The organism is Klebsiella ornithinolytica NBRC 105727 = ATCC 31898, from assembly GCF_001598295.1.
GTDB classification, from domain to species: domain Bacteria; phylum Pseudomonadota; class Gammaproteobacteria; order Enterobacterales; family Enterobacteriaceae; genus Klebsiella; species Klebsiella ornithinolytica.
In genome coordinates, this window is record NZ_BCYR01000006.1 from 211909 (window position 1) to 229629 (window position 17721).

At 56.8% G+C, this 17721-nt stretch carries 15 protein-coding genes; 3 read left to right on the forward strand and 12 right to left on the reverse strand.

What is annotated here, in order from left to right:
• Positions 1-135 precede the first annotated feature (135 nt).
• Positions 136-2073, reverse strand: a complete 1938-nt coding sequence (gene sltY / locus ROR01S_RS14120; protein ID WP_004857677.1) for a murein transglycosylase — start codon at positions 2071-2073, stop codon at positions 136-138.
• A gap of 233 nt (positions 2074-2306) precedes the next feature.
• Here sltY and ettA point away from each other — a divergent pair, with 233 nt between their 5' ends.
• Positions 2307-3974: an energy-dependent translational throttle protein EttA gene (ettA, locus tag ROR01S_RS14125; RefSeq protein ID WP_004857675.1), complete on the forward strand. Its 1668-nt coding sequence runs from the start codon at positions 2307-2309 to the stop codon at positions 3972-3974.
• Between the two features lie 68 nt (positions 3975-4042).
• Here the strand turns inward: ettA and nadR are convergent, their stop codons facing one another.
• The 3 genes from nadR to serB form a co-directional block, all read right to left on the reverse strand.
• Positions 4043-5275: a multifunctional transcriptional regulator/nicotinamide-nucleotide adenylyltransferase/ribosylnicotinamide kinase NadR gene (nadR, locus tag ROR01S_RS14130; protein WP_004857673.1), complete on the reverse strand. Its 1233-nt coding sequence runs from the start codon at positions 5273-5275 to the stop codon at positions 4043-4045.
• A 145-nt stretch (positions 5276-5420) separates the two neighbouring features.
• The gene (gene radA, locus ROR01S_RS14135; RefSeq protein WP_004857671.1) at positions 5421-6803 is read right to left on the reverse strand and encodes a DNA repair protein RadA; all 1383 of its coding nucleotides are present in this window, start codon (positions 6801-6803) and stop codon (positions 5421-5423) included.
• A gap of 10 nt (positions 6804-6813) precedes the next feature.
• Entirely contained in the window at positions 6814-7785 is a 972-nt protein-coding gene (gene serB, locus ROR01S_RS14140) for a phosphoserine phosphatase (protein ID WP_004857669.1), read from the reverse strand.
• Between the two features lie 103 nt (positions 7786-7888).
• On the opposite strand from serB, the gene ROR01S_RS14145 reads away from it, so the two are divergent.
• Both ROR01S_RS14145 and lplA read left to right on the forward strand, forming a co-directional pair.
• Entirely contained in the window at positions 7889-8524 is a 636-nt protein-coding gene (locus tag ROR01S_RS14145; RefSeq protein ID WP_004857667.1) for a YtjB family periplasmic protein, read from the forward strand.
• 17 nt (positions 8525-8541) lie between these two features.
• Positions 8542-9558 (forward strand): lipoate--protein ligase, encoded by a 1017-nt coding sequence (gene lplA / locus ROR01S_RS14150; protein WP_004857664.1) that lies wholly within the window; start codon positions 8542-8544, stop codon positions 9556-9558.
• A gap of 167 nt (positions 9559-9725) precedes the next feature.
• Here the strand turns inward: lplA and deoD are convergent, their stop codons facing one another.
• From deoD to osmY, 8 genes are all read right to left on the reverse strand, one after another.
• On the reverse strand, positions 9726-10445 hold the full coding sequence (gene deoD, locus ROR01S_RS14155; RefSeq protein ID WP_004857662.1) for a purine-nucleoside phosphorylase: 720 nt from the start codon (positions 10443-10445) through the stop codon (positions 9726-9728).
• A 103-nt stretch (positions 10446-10548) separates the two neighbouring features.
• Positions 10549-11772, reverse strand: a complete 1224-nt coding sequence (gene deoB, locus ROR01S_RS14160; RefSeq protein ID WP_004857660.1) for a phosphopentomutase — start codon at positions 11770-11772, stop codon at positions 10549-10551.
• A gap of 52 nt (positions 11773-11824) precedes the next feature.
• Positions 11825-13147, reverse strand: coding sequence for a thymidine phosphorylase (gene deoA, locus ROR01S_RS14165; RefSeq protein WP_004857659.1), 1323 nt, complete (start codon positions 13145-13147; stop codon positions 11825-11827).
• A gap of 156 nt (positions 13148-13303) precedes the next feature.
• Entirely contained in the window at positions 13304-14083 is a 780-nt protein-coding gene (deoC, locus tag ROR01S_RS14170) for a deoxyribose-phosphate aldolase (RefSeq protein ID WP_004857657.1), read from the reverse strand.
• 468 nt (positions 14084-14551) lie between these two features.
• A complete protein-coding gene (locus ROR01S_RS14175; RefSeq protein WP_004857654.1) occupies positions 14552-15331 on the reverse strand; it encodes a metal-dependent hydrolase in 780 nt (259 codons plus the stop codon).
• On the reverse strand, positions 15328-16401 hold the full coding sequence (locus tag ROR01S_RS14180; RefSeq protein WP_032716534.1) for a patatin-like phospholipase family protein: 1074 nt from the start codon (positions 16399-16401) through the stop codon (positions 15328-15330). The genes ROR01S_RS14175 and ROR01S_RS14180 overlap by 4 nt, the downstream gene beginning before the upstream one ends.
• 250 nt (positions 16402-16651) lie before the next feature.
• Positions 16652-16813, reverse strand: coding sequence for a DUF1328 domain-containing protein (locus tag ROR01S_RS26240; protein ID WP_004857650.1), 162 nt, complete (start codon positions 16811-16813; stop codon positions 16652-16654).
• A 254-nt stretch (positions 16814-17067) separates the two neighbouring features.
• Positions 17068-17679 (reverse strand): molecular chaperone OsmY, encoded by a 612-nt coding sequence (gene osmY, locus ROR01S_RS14185; protein ID WP_004857647.1) that lies wholly within the window; start codon positions 17677-17679, stop codon positions 17068-17070.
• Positions 17680-17721: the final 42 nt, after the last annotated feature.

A 17721-nucleotide genomic window follows, 5' to 3' on the forward strand; every position in this document is an offset into this window, starting at 1 on the left:
GACAGGCGACCAAGGCCGCCTGTCGGATGTACTCATTAACGAGTACAAAGCATAACATACTCCGGTCAATACTCTATGGCTTTCGCATAACAGCACGGCGTTCAGCCCGTTTTGTCACGCGTAATCTGCTGAGCATCAGTAACGCTGCTGCCACTCCGCATCGCTCAGCATGGACGCTTTCTGTCCCATAAAGTAACGGTAATAGGCATCGTAGGAGAGTACGTTCTTCACATAACCCCGCGTTTCCGAGAACGGAATACTCTCGATAAACGCCACCGCATCGATGCGCCCGGCGCTATTACCCTGCCAGGTTCGCACCCGCCCCGGACCGGCGTTGTAGGCCGCGGAAGCATAAATGCGGTTATTGCCAAACTGCTGGTATACATACTGCAGATAGCTAGTGCCAATATTGATATTGGTCTCGGGATCCAGCAGTTGCGACGGACTGCTGTAGCCTGGGATACTGAACATACTCACCGTATGGGTCGCCGTACCCGGCATGATTTGCATCAGGCCGCTGGCGCCAACCGGAGAACGGACTTTCGGGTTCCACGCGCTCTCCTGGCGAGCAATCGCCATCGCATAGCTCTGCGGAATGGCTTTGCCGCTGATATAACGCGCGAAGAGATCGTTGTAGGCCAGCGGGAAACGTTCCTCCAGCTGATCCCACAGCTTCCCGGCGATGGTTGCCTGTACGCTGAGATCCCACCAGTGCTGGTTGAAGGCATAGCGCGCCAGCTGCGCCTGCTGCTCTTTCGTCCGGCTGGTCACCAGATTTGCCCATTCGCTGCGGGCGGTGTTGTCCATATTCCAGTACATCAGCTCGCGTACCCGAGCCATTTCCGGCCCGGAGGTCAGCGCAGGATCGAGATTCTCTGGCGCTTTATCGATCCGGAAGGTGAAATCCTCTCCCAGACGCTGGGCGGCAATCATCGGGTAGAAACCACGCTGCTGCATCAACGAACGGAGAATCGCTTTTGCTTCGTCATCGCGCCCGCGCTCCAGCAGCAGATCCGCCTGCCAATAGCGCCACTCATCTTTCTCTTTCGCCTCCATCGGCAGGCGGGCCAGCCAGGTATTCAACCCGTGGCGATCCCCGGCACCCAGCGCCATTCGCACCCGGCGCTCTACTAGCGCGGTGGATTGCGAACGCATAATAGCGTCATCGCGCCAGACGGCCTGCTCTTCGGTCACATCGTTGCCCATCAGGCGCCAGGCAACGATATCCCGCAGCTCCTGGGTTTGATCTTCATTCAGCTTCTGTGCCTGCACCAATGACGGAATCATCAGCCGGGCGTTTTCGACGTCCTGGCGCGCCACGCTGGCGAAGGCCACCGCCGCCATCTGGCGGGTAAAGTCCGTCGCGCCAGTAGTACGGGCAAAGGTCATGACGGTATTCGGATCGTTTGCCAGCGCCACAACCGCTGACGAAATCGTCTGGTATTCAGGCGGCATCTGCTGGGCCAGCACGCTGACCAGACCGGTGTTACCCGCCTTCATTGCCAGGCGAATACGCTCAAGATATGCCAACGGATCCTGCTTGCCGGAAGAACGCCAGGCGCTAAACAGCGCGTCGCAGGCATTAGGCTGGCTTTTACCGGTCAGCCACAGCGCTTTCGCGCCGTCCCAGGCTTCCTGCGCCTGGCCCACGCTCAGCTTCGCGTAGTAGTAATTACATTGCGCTTCGGTGCTGGTGGGTTTTTCCGGGCTGAACGCCAGCAGTCCGCTCCAGTCGGTACGGCGCGCCAGCTCGTTAACAAAGCGCGATTTCAGGGTGCGCGCCGGCGGCAGCGTCGGGTTCGCTTCAATGAAGTTTTTCACCACCAGCGCCGGCTGGTTCATCAGATCGTCGGTGATCTGCCGGTACTGAAGGTAGGGGTACAGCGGATAGGTGGTCAGCGTTGGCATAAGCTGTTCGACAACGGACATCTGTCGGCTATCCCATGCCTGCTTAATTTGAGCGTAGCGGCTGCGCTGTTCATCCAGTGAATCCGCATGTGCCAACTGGCTGAGCGTCAGCAGACTCACGCTGGCCGCCAGAAGACGCCATGCCATCGTTTTGGCTTTTTCCACAAGCTCTTCCTCTGTTAAAAGTACATCTCACTACATCAGAGCAGCATCATGCCGCTTTTTAAATGTCCCGGTGTCGCTATAGATATGCTAACCAGACAACGCCAAACGTGCCACGTCCTGGACATTTTTTTACTCTTCTGTGAATCCCATCGCCTCTCTGGGCTTAACGCGTGAAAAAGGCTACACTTCGCCTTTGAAAACTATTCATCAAAATAAAAGAGGCGAAGTCCACCGTGGCTCAATTCGTTTATACCATGCATCGTGTCGGCAAAGTGGTTCCGCCGAAACGTCATATTTTGAAAAATATCTCCCTGAGCTTCTTCCCTGGCGCGAAGATCGGCGTTCTCGGTCTTAACGGTGCCGGTAAATCTACCCTGTTACGTATTATGGCCGGCATCGATACCGACATCGAAGGCGAAGCCCGTCCGCAGCCTGGCCTGAAAATTGGCTATCTGCCGCAGGAGCCGCAGCTCAACCCGGAGCAGACCGTACGTGAGTCGGTAGAAGAAGCGGTAGCCGAAGTGGTTAACGCGCTGAAAGGCCTGGATGAGGTGTATGCCAAATACGCTGAGCCAGATGCCGACTTCGATAAACTCGCGGCGCAGCAGGGCAAGTTTGAAGAGATCATTCAGGCTCACGACGGTCATAACCTGAACGTGCAGCTGGAACGTGCGGCCGATGCCCTGCGTCTGCCGGACTGGGAGGCGAAAATCGCCAACCTGTCCGGTGGCGAACGCCGCCGCGTGGCGCTGTGTCGCCTGCTGCTGGAAAAACCAGACATGCTGCTGCTCGACGAACCGACCAACCACCTGGATGCTGAATCCGTGGCCTGGCTGGAACGCTTCCTGCATGACTTCGAAGGGACCGTCGTGGCGATTACCCACGACCGTTACTTCCTTGATAACGTGGCTGGCTGGATCCTCGAACTGGACCGCGGCGAAGGGATTCCGTGGGAAGGGAACTACTCCTCCTGGCTGGAGCAGAAAGATCAGCGTCTGGCGCAGGAAGCCTCTCAGGAAGCGGCGCGCCGTAAATCCATCGAGAAAGAGCTGGAGTGGGTACGCCAGGGCGCGAAAGGCCGTCAGTCTAAGGGCAAGGCCCGTCTGGCGCGCTTTGAAGAGCTTAACAACGTCGAATATCAGAAGCGTAACGAAACCAACGAACTGTTTATTCCGCCTGGAGCCCGTCTGGGAGATAAAGTTGTTGAAGTCAGCAACCTGCGTAAGTCTTACGGCGACCGCGTGCTGATTGACGATCTGACCTTCTCGGTACCGAAAGGGGCAATCGTCGGGATTATCGGCCCTAACGGCGCCGGTAAATCGACCCTGTTCCGCATGATGTCCGGTCAGGAACAGCCTGATGCCGGTTCCATCACCCTGGGTGAAACCGTGAAGCTGGCTTCCGTCGATCAGTTCCGCGACGCGATGGATAACAGCAAAACCGTCTGGGAAGAAGTCTCCGGCGGGCTGGATATCATGAAGATCGGCAACACCGAAATGCCTAGCCGCGCCTACGTCGGTCGCTTTAACTTTAAAGGCGTCGACCAGGGTAAACGCGTGGGCGAACTCTCCGGCGGTGAGCGCGGTCGTCTGCACCTCGCGAAGCTGCTGCAGGTTGGCGGTAACGTGCTGCTGCTCGATGAACCGACCAACGACCTGGATATCGAAACCCTGCGCGCGTTAGAAAACGCCCTGCTGGAGTTCCCGGGCTGCGCGATGGTTATCTCGCACGACCGTTGGTTCCTCGACCGTATCGCGACCCACATTCTGGATTACCAGGATGAAGGTAAAGTCGAATTCTTCGAAGGTAACTTCACCGAGTACGAAGAGTATAAGAAACGCACCCTCGGCGCCGATGCGCTGGAGCCAAAGCGAATCAAGTACAAGCGTATTGCGAAGTAATAAAAACGGGTGGCCCAGGCCACCCGTTTTTTTATGCTCAGCGCGCGCCAGAACTCTCCAGGCAGTAGTTAGCCCGGTTCACCCATCAGCTGCTTGACCAGATCAACGCAGCGCAGAAAGCGCGTGTCGTAATCCGACTCTTTCACATGCACAAAGTCGATCTCATTCTCTTTGAGCAGCGACACCAGCAGCGTCTGGAACTCCTTGCGATCCACCGAGCTACCGAGGCTACGTAAGCCGTCGGCAACCCACGGCGTATTGTTCTCCAGCAGAATCACCAGGTCAAAACGGTACTCGTCGATCAGCGCCTGAACGAAGGGGTGCTCGCGCCCTTCATACTTCAGGCAAAATGCCTGGGTGCTGACGAAATCGGTGTCGATAAACGCCACCTTATTGGCATATTTAACCGCGAAATCAATATACTGCGCGTGGCCAAGCGCAATTTTGTCATAGTCGGAATACTGCAGCGCCATCTCATCGCCGCCGAGGTGCGAGAAGACGTAATCGCGACCATACTCCCAGGCGCTGGTGGTGTTAAAGATATTCGCGAGCTTATTGACCAGCGTCGATTTCCCGCTCGATTCGCCGCCCAGAATCGCCACCGTACGTACAAAGAACGGTTTCACTTCCGTCGGGATGTACTCCCAGTAGCGGAACGGGTTTTCACGGATCTGCCCGCCGCTGATACTCATAAAGGTGCGTTTCGGATCGATCAGCACGGTTTCGATCGCCAGATGTTGCCGATATTGCTGCGCATCGGCCTCTTCCGAGGTGTAGATCCAGTTCGGCTGGATCCCTTTATCGCTCATAAATGCGCGGATCCCGCGGCTCCAGACGTCCCAGCCGTGGGGATAAGGTTCCATCCCCTCTTCATTAAACGCATGGATACGGATATTTTTCTGATATTTGAAGGTTTGCAGCAGCCAGCGCAGACGATCGGATACCGTCGGCTGTTGCGACATCGCGCTGTCTTCAAACAGCTGACGATCGCGCGTATCGTCGTAACCCATGATGATATGCAGCTCATCCACCTGGCTACAGGCGCGCTGAATCAGATAGATATGCCCGGTGTGCAGCGGATAGAACTTACCAAATACCACGCCGACGCTCTTTTGCCGACGCGGGAATTCCAGGCCAAGAAAACGGTGCAGGGCTTCCAGCTTCTGCGCGCTTGGGCTTTTGATTTTGGCATTCAGCAGCTGGCTCAAATAGCCTTTGGTCATTCCGCTGGCTTCCGCGACCTGTTGCAGCGTACAGCCCTTTTGCTTAATCGCGGTTTTGAGATAGTCGAAAGATGACACAAGAGCCTCCTGCTTTAGCAAAACTGATGAAATACCCTGTTGCGGCCGGCAGACGGACGAAGCACGATGAACCGAGGCAACTCAGTCGTTCATACGGACCCACGCAGCCAGCCCCTCTGCCGCCGGACAGGCGGCGGGTATTTAATTATAAGTCGTCAAACACGCTTAGCGCGTCTGAAAGCTTTTTCACACCAAAGATTTGCATCCCTTCTGGTGCTTTTTTCGGCACGTTGGCCGCCGGGACGATGGCGCGACGAAAACCATGTTTCGCCGCCTCGGAGATGCGCTCCTGGCCGCTGGGCACCGGGCGGATTTCGCCGGACAGCCCCACTTCACCAAATACCACCAGATCGTGCGGCAGCGGACGATCGCGCAGGCTGGAAACCATGGCCAGCAGCAGCGCCAGGTCAGCGCTGGTTTCCGCCACCTTCACCCCGCCGACGACGTTAACAAAAACATCCTGATCGGCCATCTGCAGACCGCCGTGACGGTGCAGAACCGCCAGCAGAATCGCCAGGCGGTTCTGCTCCAGCCCTACCGCAACGCGACGCGGGTTAGACATCATTGAATGGTCGACCAGCGCCTGAATCTCCACCAGCAGAGGACGAGTGCCCTCCCAGACCACCATCACCGAGCTGCCGGAAGTCACTTCATCGCCGCGGCTGAGAAAAATCGCCGAAGGGTTGCTGATTTCACGCAGCCCCTGCTCGGTCATCGCGAACACCCCCAGCTCATTCACCGCGCCAAAGCGGTTTTTATGGCTGCGCAGGGTACGAAAGCGAGAATCGGCATCGCCATCCAGCAGCACCGAGCAGTCAATACAGTGCTCCAGCACCTTCGGCCCGGCCAGCGAACCATCTTTGGTCACATGACCTACCATGATGATCGCCACATCGCGCGTTTTCGCAAAACGCGTCAGATAGGCCGCCGTTTCGCGTACCTGGGCGACGCTGCCCGGCGACGACTGAACGTCGGCCATATGCATCACCTGGATCGAGTCGATAACCATCAGCTGCGGCTTTTCGTCATCGGCTATCTGGCAGATTTGTTCAATGCTGGTCTCGGAGAGCATATTGAGATTAGCGGTCGGCAACCCCAGGCGGTGAGCGCGCATCGCTACCTGCTGCAACGACTCTTCCCCGGTGACGTACAGCGTTTTCATGTTTTCCGACAGTCGGCACAGCGTCTGCAGCAGCAGCGTCGATTTACCCGCCCCCGGACTGCCGCCAATCAGAATTGCGCTGCCCGGCACCACGCCACCGCCGAGCACGCGGTCAAACTCTTTAAAACCGGTGGAGAAACGCGGTAGCGCCTCGAGGCTAATCTCCGACAGTTTTTGTACCTTCGACGCACCGGCATTCCCGGCATAGCCCGTCAGACGCTCGTTTCTCGCCACCTGCGGCGAAGCGGCAATACGCACCTCGGTGATGGTATTCCAGGCATGACAGGCGCTGCACTGCCCCTGCCAGCGCGGGTAATCCGCACCACATTCATTACAGACAAATGCGCGTTTTGGAGCTTTCGCCACGTGTTACCTCTTACTTTTGATTCATGCTGCCTGAGAGAATACAGAAGACGCCCATCAGATCAGCGTGACGGATTGTCACCTCCGCCTGTTCATTCACTTTTGGCTTAGCATGATACGCGATCCCCAGCCCCGCCGCTTTGATCATCGGTAGATCGTTGGCGCCATCGCCGATCGCCACGGTCTGCGCCGGCGGGATTGCATATTTTTCCGCCAGTTTTCTCAGCGTGGCGGCTTTATATTTGGCATCGACAATATCGCCGATGACGTTCCCGGTCAGCTTGCCGTCCATAATCTCCAGCTCATTAGCGACCACGGCGTCAAGATGCAGCTTGTCGCGCAGGTATTCGGCGAAGAAGGTGAATCCGCCGGAGGCAATCGCGACTTTCCAGCCCAGCGTCTCCAGCTTCAGCACCAGCTGCGCCAGCCCCGGCATCAGCGGGAGCGATTCGCGCACCTGCAGCAAAATATTGGCATCGGCATCTTTCAATGTCGCCACCCGCTGACGCAGGCTGGCGGTGAAATCCAGCTCGCCGCGCATCGCACGTTCGGTCACTTCCGACACCATTTCGCCGGTTCCGGCCAGTTTGGCGATTTCGTCAATGCACTCGATTTGAATCGCCGTGGAGTCCATATCCATCACCAGCAGCCCAGGCGTACGCAGATGCGGAATTTTCCCCAGCGGGGCGACATCCAGCCCCGCTTCGTGCGCCAGCCGGGTTGCCCGCAGCGTCAGAGAGCCCGCCAGACGAATAACCTGATAATCTTCGACAACCCAGGAGGCAACGATAACCAGCGCGGCACCCAGCTCACGCTGCCAGGCGGTCAGCCGGCGTTTATCAAGGCCGCGTCCGTAGAGCAGCCAGCCGCTGCGTCCGGCATGGTAATCCAGCGGCATGACCTCATCACCGCTCAGCGAAAGCGGTAATCCAGGCCACAGGGAAACATCTTCGGGCAGATCGCACCAGGTCAAACTGTTTGGCATTACGGCTCCACATTTCTTTATTCAGGCCAGGAAAATAACGCATGAGGCTACCTTGTAACCAGCGCTTCTGGCAACATTAAGCTGTAAATATTAAAGGTGGAATATGGTACGCGCAAAACTGAAATTCCGACTGCATCGCGCCGTCATTGTTCTTATCTGCCTCGCGCTTCTCGTTGCCCTGATGCAGGGAGCGTCGTGGTTCAGCCAGAACAGCCAAAAGCAACGTAATCCACAGTTAGAAGAACTGGCTCGCACCCTTGCGCAGCAGGTTACGCTGAATCTGGCGCCAATGATGCGCAGCGAGACCCCTGATGAAAAACGGATCGGTGAGCTGCTGGAGCTGCTCACCCGCCAGAGCCGGGTCCTTGATGCCGGAGTCTATGATGACCAGGGCGATCTGGTCGCCCGCTCGGGCGAAGGGGTCAACGTGCGCGACAGGCTGGCGCTGGACGGCAAAAAAGCGGGGGGTTACTTCAATCAGCAGATCGTGGAGCCGATTCAGGGTAAAAACGGGCCGCTGGGCTACCTGCGCCTGACGCTGGATACCCATACGTTAGCCACCGAGGCGAAACAGGTGGATAATACCACCAATATTTTACGTCTGATGCTACTGCTGTCGCTGGCCATCGGCGTGGTGCTGACCCGCACGCTGCTGCAGGGCAAGCGCACCCGCTGGCAGCAATCGCCCTTCCTGCTCACTGCCAATAAGCCGGTGCAGGACGAAGACAAAGATGAATAAGAATAAGGAAATCGCTGATGTCGACGCTACGCCTGCTGCTCTCAGACTCCACGGATCCCTGGTTCAACCTCGCGGTTGAAGAGTGTATTTTCCGCCAGATGCCCGCCACCCAGCGCGTGCTGTTTCTGTGGCGCAATGCCGACACGGTGGTTATTGGCCGGGCGCAAAACCCGTGGAAAGAGTGCAACACCCGCCGGATGGAGGAGGACAACGTGCGTCTGGCCCGCCGCAGCAGCGGCGGCGGCGCCGTTTTTCACGATCTGGGCAACACCTGCTTTACCTTTATGGCGGGCAAGCCCGAGTACGATAAAACCGTCTCCACCCGGATTGTGCTGGCTGCGCTGGCGGCGCTGGGCGTCGCGGCTGAAGCCTCCGGGCGCAATGACCTGGTCGTCAAAACAGCCGAAGGCGATCGTAAAATCTCCGGCTCAGCCTATCGCGAAACCCTTGATCGCGGTTTTCACCACGGCACGCTGCTGTTGAATGCCGATTTAAGTCGTCTGGCAAACTATCTCAACCCGGATAAAAAGAAGCTGCAGGCGAAAGGTATCACCTCGGTGCGCGGCCGGGTGGCCAATCTGGTTGAGCTGCTGCCGGGTATTACGCACCAGCAGGTCTGCTCGGCGATTGAAGAGGCCTTTTTCGCCTACTACGGCGAGCGCGTCGCCGCGGAAGTGATTTCGCCCGATAAGACGCCGGATCTGCCGAACTTTGCCGAGACCTTCGCCCGCCAGAGCAGCTGGGCATGGAATTTTGGTCAGGCGCCGGCCTTCTCCCACCTGCTGGATGAGCGCTTTGTCTGGGGTGGGGTTGAGCTGCACTTCGACGTTGAGAAAGGCCATATCACCCGTACGCAGGTCTTTACCGATAGTCTCAATCCGGCACCGCTGGAAGCGCTGGCTACGCGATTGCAGGGCTGCCCGTATCGGGCTGACGTGCTGCAGCAGGCGTGTGAAGCATTAATAGTGGATTTCCCGGAGCAGGAGAAAGAGCTGCGGGAGCTGTCGGGGTGGATTGCCGGCGCGGTGCGCTGATAAAAAAGCCGGATGGCGGCTACGCCTTATCCGGCCTACAGATTCGGCACCATTTTGTTGGCCCGGTAAGCACGAGAATAGCGGTTACGCCCTATCCGGCCTACAGATTCTACGCGGTTTGCCAGGCCCGGTAAGCGCAGTGCCACCGGGCAATAGCCATACAACTTTTACTCTTTATCGCCCAGCAGAACGGATTCCAGCGCGATTTTGATCATATCGTTGAACGTCGTCTGACGCTCAGCCGCAGTCGTCTGTTCATGCGTGCGAATATGATCGGAAACGGTGCAGATAGTCAGCGCTTTCGCCCCGAACTCCGCGGCTACGCCGTAGATACCGGCGGCTTCCATTTCCACGCCCAGGATGCCGTATTTTTCCATCACGTCGAACATGGACGGATCCGGGGTATAGAACAGGTCTGCGGAGAAGATGTTACCGACGCGGGCATCAACACCCAGCGCTTTTGCAGCATCAACCGCGTTACGCACCATGCCGAAGTCAGCGATAGCGGCGAAATCATGATCTTTAAAGCGCAGACGGTTGACTTTGGAGTCGGTGCACGCGCCCATGCCAATCACCACATCACGCAGTTTCACATCAGCACGTACCGCACCGCAGGAGCCCACGCGAATAATCTTCTTCACGCCGAAATCGGTGATCAGCTCTTTGGTGTAGATGGAGCAGGACGGGATACCCATACCGTGGCCCATGACGGAGATCTTGCGGCCTTTATAGGTACCGGTAAAGCCCAGCATGCCGCGCACGTTGTTCACTTCGCGCACGTCTTCAAGGAAAGTTTCCGCGATGTGCTTCGCGCGCAGCGGGTCGCCCGGCATCAACACGACGTCAGCGAAATCACCCATTTCTGCATTAATATGAGGAGTTGCCATCTTCAGTTCCTTTTATATTGTTGTTTTTGCCGGGCGGCGCCTGCGCCTTGCCCGGCCTACAAAACCGTAGGCCCGGTCAGCATAGCGCCACCGGGCAATGACCTTAGAACATGGCCTTGCCATATTCCATGTCGGACGTACCAAAGTATTTCGCCAGGGTCTGGCCGATATCGGCGAAGGTTTCACGGTGGCCCAGCGAGCCCGGTTTAACTTTCGGGCCGTAGACCAGTACCGGGATGTGCTCACGCGTATGGTCAGTACCCTGCCAGCTCGGGTCACAGCCGTGGTCAGCGGTCAGGATCAGAATGTCATCTTCACCCACCAGCTCCATCAGCTCCGGTAGACGACGGTCAAACAGTTCCAGACCCGCCGCATAACCGGCGATATCGCGACGGTGGCCCCAGGAAGAGTCGAAGTCCACGAAGTTAGTGAAGACGATGGTCTTATCACCCGCTTCTTTCATCTCTTTGATGGTCGCGTCAAACAGTGCATCGAGGCCGGTCGCTTTCACCTTTTTGGTGATCCCGCAGTTGGCATAGATGTCTGCGATTTTCCCAACGGAAACCACGTGGCCGCCTTTCTCGTCAACCAGCTTTTGCAACACGGTCGGCGCAGGCGGTTCAACGGCCAGATCGTGACGGTTGCCGGTACGCTGGAAGTGGCCCGGTTTATCACCCACGAACGGACGCGCGATAACGCGGCCAATGTTGTAGCCACCTTCAGTCAGTTCCTCACGGGCGATTTCGCACAGCTCGTAGAGTTTATCCAGACCAAAAGTCTCTTCGTGGCAGGCAATCTGGAACACGGAGTCAGCGGAGGTATAGAAAATCGGCTTGCCGGTTTTCATATGTTCTTCGCCAAGCTCATCCAGAATCACCGTCCCGGAGGAGTGACAGTTACCGAGATAGCCCGGCAGGTTTGCACGTTTAACCAGTTTATCCAGCAGCTCCTGCGGGAAGCTGTTCTGATGGTCACTGAAGTAGCCCCATTCGAACAGAACCGGTACACCGGCGATTTCCCAGTGGCCGGACGGCGTATCTTTACCGGAAGAGAGCTCATGCGCCCAGGCGTATGCGCCAATGACGTCCGCACTGGCGTCCATCCCGGCAGCGATTTTGCCGGTCGAGCCCTCGTGAGCTTTGACCAGCCCCAGACGGGTCAGATTAGGCAGATTCAGCGGGCCTTTGCGACCATGGTCAGCCTCGCCCTTAGCGCAGGCTTCAGCAATGTGGCCCATAGTGTCTGAGCCGACGTCGCCAAAGCGAGCGGCATCTTCAGTCGCACCGATGCCGAAAGAGTCCAGCACCATAATAAATGCACGTTTCATATTATTCTCCGTACCTTTTGCGCTGCAAAAAAGCGATCAGATCAGTATACCGTTATTCGGTGATTCGGCGATAGACCGTCGGGGTTTCTTTCGGCGCCTTATCGTCCAGTTTAATTGCCGCTTTGACGGCTTTCGCCGCTTCCTGCCAGCTGGCTTCGTCTTTAGCATGGATAACCGCGAGCGGACGCTGTCCGTCAACGCTGTCACCCAGGCGCGCCATGTCGGTAAAGCCGACGCTATAGTCAATCGGATCGGACGCCTGGCGACGACCGCCGCCCATCGACACCACCGCCATACCCAGCGCCCGGGTGTCCATTTCAGCGACAAATCCTTCACCATCAGCGTAGACCGCTTTGCTCAGCATCGCGGTAGGCAGATAGTTATCGTAGTTCTCGACGAAATCGGTCGGCCCTTTTTGGGCGGCAACCATGCGGCCAAAGAGTTCCGCCGCTTTGCCGTTATCCAGCACCGCCTGCAGTTTCGCCCGTGCGTCGGCGTCATCCTGAGCCAGCTTGCCGGAAATCAGCATTTCCACGCACAGCGCCATGGTCACATCAAACAGACGCGGATTGCGGTATTCGCCGGTCAGGAAGCGAACCGCTTCACGGACTTCGACGGCGTTCCCGGCGCTGGATGCCAGCACCTGGTTCATATCGGTCAGCAGCGCGGTAGTCCGCACGCCGGCACCGTTGGAAACGCCAACGATCGCTTCGGCAAGCGCTGCGGAGAGTTCGTAGGTCGGCATAAAGGCGCCGCTGCCTACTTTAACGTCCATCACCAGCGCATCCAGGCCTTCCGCCAGTTTTTTCGCCAGAATCGAGGCGGTGATGAGCGGGATGGAATCCACCGTCGCGGTAATATCGCGGGTGGCATAGAAACGTTTGTCGGCAGGGGCCAGCGAACTGGTCTGCCCGATGATGGCGACGCCAACATCTTTAATAATGCCGCGGAAACGGGCGTCATCCGGGAAAATATCGAAACCCGGAATGGCTTCCAGTTTGTCGAGGGTGCCGCCGGTATGACCGAGGCCGCGCCCGGAGATCATCGGCACATAGCCGCCGCAGGCGGCAACCATCGGGCCAAGCATCAGCGAAGTCACATCGCCCACGCCGCCGGTAGAGTGTTTATCGACAATCGGGCCGTTCAGATTGAGGCTTTTCCAGTCCAGAACGGTTCCTGAATCCCGCATTGCCATGGTTAACGAGACGCGTTCTGGCATAGACATATCGTGGAAAAAGATGGTCATCGCCAGCGCCGCGATCTGCCCTTCAGAAACGGTGTTATCACGGATCCCGTTGATGAAAAAGCGAATTTCGTCATCGCTCAGCGCATGGCCGTCACGTTTTTTACGAATAATTTCTTGTGCGAGAAACAAGGTAACCCCCTGAGGAATAAGGTCAAATTCGGCGGGCGGCGTTATCTGCGCCCGCGCTAAGTTCCTGTAGCCCGGCCGAGCGTCGCGACGCCGGGAATCTCCCGGCGTCGGCGCAGCTGCGCCTCATCCGGGCTACGGTTTTGTCACCGTGACGCCTTAGTAGCTGCTGGCGCTCTTACCGTCGCCGTGCCCCAGCGCTTTCAGCAGGCTTGCCAGCAGGCTGGATGCGCCGAAACGATAGTGGCGAGAATCCGCCCAGTCGGCACCGAACAGTTCATCGGCAATGGCCAGGAACTGCTGCGCATCTTCAGCGCTGCGGACGCCGCCCGCAGGCTTAAAGCCAACGGTTTTCTGTACGCCCATATCGCGGATCACTTCCAGCATGATACGTGCGCTTTCCGGCGTCGCGTTTACCGGGACTTTACCGGTCGAGGTTTTGATGAAATCCGCCCCGGCTTTAATAGAAATTTCAGAAGCTTTACGAATTAACGCTTCTTCTTTCAGCTCACCGGTTTCGATGATCACTTTCAACAGCACGTTGGCCGCCGCGCAAGCCTCTTTACAGGCCTTCACCAGATCGAATCCGACCTGCTCGTTACCCGCGATCAGCGCGCGGTACGGGAATACCACGTCAACTTCGTCCGCGCCATAAGCGATAGCCGCACGGGTTTCCGCCAGCGCGATATCGATATCATCGTTACCATGCGGGAAGTTGGTGACCGTGGCGATACGGATATCCGGGGTGCCTTGCGCGTTCAGCGTTTTACGCGCGATCGGGATAAAGCGCGGATAGATGCAGATAGCCGCTGTATTCCCTACCGGTGTTTTTGCCTGATGGCACAGAGCGATCACCTTTTCATTGGTGTCATCGTCATTCAGCGTGGTCAGGTCCATCAGTTTCAACGCGCGCAGGCTGCTTGCAGATAAATCAGTCATTTTACACTCCGACGGCTTATTGCCGGTTCAATAGTTTGTTCACCTTGCGAGTCTGTTACTATTGTAACATCACCTCGCCGTTACACTTCGACATTCATCACAGTTAATGAAAACTCATAGAGAATTTGCATTACTGTAATGTGACGCAAGTCACCTTTACGAGTGCAGTATTGCGCTGCAAAACGCCATGTTTACTTTAAGCATAATCAAAATCCGCAGACGCAACTGAATGTTAATATAATAACATAAAACCACAGGACACCTCGACAGCAGCGAGTGCATTTTGTGCTAAAAATTGAAAAACAGGCAATAATCACTGAAAAATAAGTAAGTTACTAAAAACAGGAAATGATGGAATTATAACATCCGCAGAGGAGTGAGAAAGGGAGGTATCCGGGAATACCGGCGATGAAGCCGCAGCCTCTTCACCGCGGCTGACGCACGAGCGTCATCACTGAGAGTGGGACGTCACAGGGTACAGAACAACGCTTTCGTATTGTGAATCAACGCATTGGCAATGACATCCGCAGGTTCCTGCCGCAGTTCACATAGCGAGGCAAAGACACGGGCCACCTGCTCGGGCCGATTTGGCTGCCCCTGAAAACCATTGAGCGGCATATCCGGCGCATCCGTCTCCAGCAGCAGTGCCGATAGCGGTAGACGCGCCATGACATCACGCGTTTTACTGGCGCGTGGGTAGGTTATGGTTCCGCCGACGCCAATTTTATAACCTGCCTGAACGAAACGTTCCGCTTGCTGCAGGCTTCCCGCGAAACCATGCACCACGCCGGTTCTCGGCAGGGCATGTTTTTTCAGCAGCATCGCCAGCTTATCGTGAGTACGTCGGGAATGCAGAATCACCGGCAGATCGTAACGCTTCGCCAGCCGCAGCTGCGCTTCCAGCATGACCTGCTGGCGCTCAAACTGCGGATCGTCACGATACAGATCGAGCCCCGTCTCCCCCACCGCGACCAGCTTTCGGTGGCGTTGGCGCAGGCACTCCTCCAGGCGCTCAAGACTGCGCTCATCATGCCGCTCGATCGCAATGGGATGCAGTCCCACGGCGGCATAAATCGCTTCATGCTGCTCCGCCAGCGCTAATACGCGGGGGAAATTTTCCGCTTCAATGGCCGGAACAATTATCTGCGTCACCCCGGCTTGCGCCGCCCGGGCAAGACTCTCGGCGGCATGGCCGGCGAAGGGCGGGAAATCAAAATGACAATGCGTATCGATAAACGTCCACGTCATGCCAGATCCTCGTTATCAAAGCTGGCATCATTAGCCTGCGGGGCGGTCACGAAAGTGGCCGGGTGAGAATCGTTGGCGACGGAAGCCGCCGGCACCACAACCGAGGCCGGCTGCGTGATTCGCGGCAGATGACGCACCAGCGGTGGACGGTCGGCCAGCATTTTGCCGACCGTCGCGAGGAAATAACGTCCGCACTGTCGCCCGGTCTTGTAGTCTTCCAGCAGCGCCGGTAAACGGCTTCCCAGCGCCATACTTTTAAGCGGTTTCTGCGGATAAATTTCCAGGATGCGCAGCTTACCCGGCGGCTTCTCAATAAACTGTTGGGTAGTGCGATAGGTGGCCTCGTGATGCTGGACCAGGTTCACGAACGGCTGCAGGCTGCTTTCCCCCAGCCAGCGCTCCATTCGCTTAAACCACTGCGGGGTATAGAACATCTGCGAAGGCACCGTACGGATAACCACGATGGTTTGCGCCCCGCGTCGGGCCGCCTCCTGTACGGGAATCGCATCGCTGACGCCGCCATCCAGATAGCTGATGCCGTCCAGCATGACGCCGCTGCGATAGAAACCGGGGATCGCGCTGGAGGCGCGGATCAGATCGAGCCACGTGGTCTGGGTGGGAGCAAAATAGTCTGGCGTATAATCATCGCCCCGGCAGGCGCACATCCACAGCTCTTTCCCCAGGGCGAATTGCTCCTCCGCATAGCTCATCGCCAGCGGCATTTTTTGCGCCGTGGTCTCCACCAGCCAGTCAAGATCGATGAGATTACCGCCGCGGACAAAACGCATAGGATCGAAAAATTCCCGGGCCGTGGTGTAACGGGTGATGACCTTGCGGGCGTAGCCCTGCTGGTTGCACATGTAGGCCGACAGGTTCTGCGCCCCGGCGGATGTCCCCAGCATAATGTCAAAGGGGTTGAATCCCGCGCGCATAAACTCATCCAGTACTCCGGCGGTAAAAATACCTCGCTGACCGCCACCCTCGCACACCAGGCCAAGCTTGCCCGGAAGAAATGGTTTGACAGACAACGGCGCAATGTTGCCAAGCGTTACGGGAATTCGATGTCCCACCCTGCTTTCCTGTTATGTTTTATTGTACCAGCCCAAAATCATTCGGTAGGGTCTCCCCCCGGCGCTCCCGGCCCGTCGGGCGGCATTCACCGCCCGCAAGGGATCTGAAATCCTGACGTCCATCGCCGCGCCGTCCTGCAATTATTACCCCCCTGAAACCACGAAAGCCAGTCCTGAGGACTGGCTTTATGTAAAACGCTATGTCATTAAAACGCCTTTCGCGTCTTGCGCGGCAGGGAAAGACCGCTTTCTATGGGCGCCGGCGCCCGGTAAACAGGCTAACCAGGAACAGAATAATACCGACGACAAAGACGATTTTTGCAGCCCAGGCAGCCGTACCCGCCAGGCTACCAAATCCTAACGCGGCGGCAATCAGTGCAATGACCAGAAAAATAATGCCCCATCGAAACATAATGTGCTCCTTACCATAGTGGATAACGGTCGCTTTTCTGCGCGCTCAGGCCGCGCATAAATCAACCCTGTCATGCTCTTTTTCTTCACTCGTCATACGTCGAATTGCTGGTGGTCGGGCGATGCCCGTGTTCCTCGATAAAATGACCTGAATAAGCGCCAGAGGATTCATTTGTTTACCTCCCGCATGTCATTCAACGCATAATTCAAAGAGTTGAATAGTTAGCGGGAAATAACGTTATTAAATGAATGGGTTTATTTAACGCTGAGATTATTTTCTACGTTTTTAACACCAGAAACGGCTTTGGCAATGTCTGCCGCGCGATCCGCCTGCTGACGTGAATCAACGGTTCCGGATAAATGTACGGTCCCGTCACGGGTCTCAACCGTTACCTTTCGCGACGGCACAATGTCATCCGCCAACAGTTTGGCTTTAACTTGACTGGTAATGGCCGTATCGCCCGCGTACCCTTCCAGGCTGGCAGACTTCTCTGCGACCACGTTCAACTGGTCATTCACGGTGGTGACGCCTTTGACCGTTTTCGCGGCGTTCACCGCCAGATCTTTTTGCTCCGCGCTGTCAACCGAGCCGCTCAGTGTCACCACTTTATTCTCAGTTTTCACAGAGATATCGCTGCTGCGAATATTTTTATCGTCAATCAGCGCCGCTTTCACTCTGGCGGTGATGGTGCTGTCATCCATAAAATCGCCGACTTTATTCAGCGAGCTGTCGACGGCCTGACCGGCGCTGGTGGCAACCGATTGTGCGCTGTTCGCCGGCGGATTTTCTGCATATGCCGAGGCGCTTATCATGGCTGAGCCTAAGAAGAGAGCCAGCAACGTCCCGGCATCCTTTAGTCTTGTCATCTCTCTGTCCTCGTTATTTCTATATCGCTAAAGCAAAATAAG

What these genes read in the sequence shown, in the direction of transcription:
- serB (WP_004857669.1), bottom strand. Translation starts at nt 7,785, where the DNA reads ATGCCAAACAGTTTGACCTGGTGCGATCTGCCCGAAGATGTTTCCCTG.
- ROR01S_RS14145 (WP_004857667.1), top strand. Translation starts at nt 7,889, where the DNA reads ATGGTACGCGCAAAACTGAAATTCCGACTGCATCGCGCCGTCATTGTT.
- lplA (WP_004857664.1), top strand. Translation starts at nt 8,542, where the DNA reads ATGTCGACGCTACGCCTGCTGCTCTCAGACTCCACGGATCCCTGGTTC.
- deoD (WP_004857662.1), bottom strand. Translation starts at nt 10,445, where the DNA reads ATGGCAACTCCTCATATTAATGCAGAAATGGGTGATTTCGCTGACGTC.
- deoB (WP_004857660.1), bottom strand. Translation starts at nt 11,772, where the DNA reads ATGAAACGTGCATTTATTATGGTGCTGGACTCTTTCGGCATCGGTGCG.
- deoC (WP_004857657.1), bottom strand. Translation starts at nt 14,083, where the DNA reads ATGACTGATTTATCTGCAAGCAGCCTGCGCGCGTTGAAACTGATGGAC.
- ROR01S_RS14175 (WP_004857654.1), bottom strand. Translation starts at nt 15,331, where the DNA reads ATGACGTGGACGTTTATCGATACGCATTGTCATTTTGATTTCCCGCCC.
- ROR01S_RS26240 (WP_004857650.1), bottom strand. Translation starts at nt 16,813, where the DNA reads ATGTTTCGATGGGGCATTATTTTTCTGGTCATTGCACTGATTGCCGCC.
- osmY (WP_004857647.1), bottom strand. Translation starts at nt 17,679, where the DNA reads ATGACAAGACTAAAGGATGCCGGGACGTTGCTGGCTCTCTTCTTAGGC.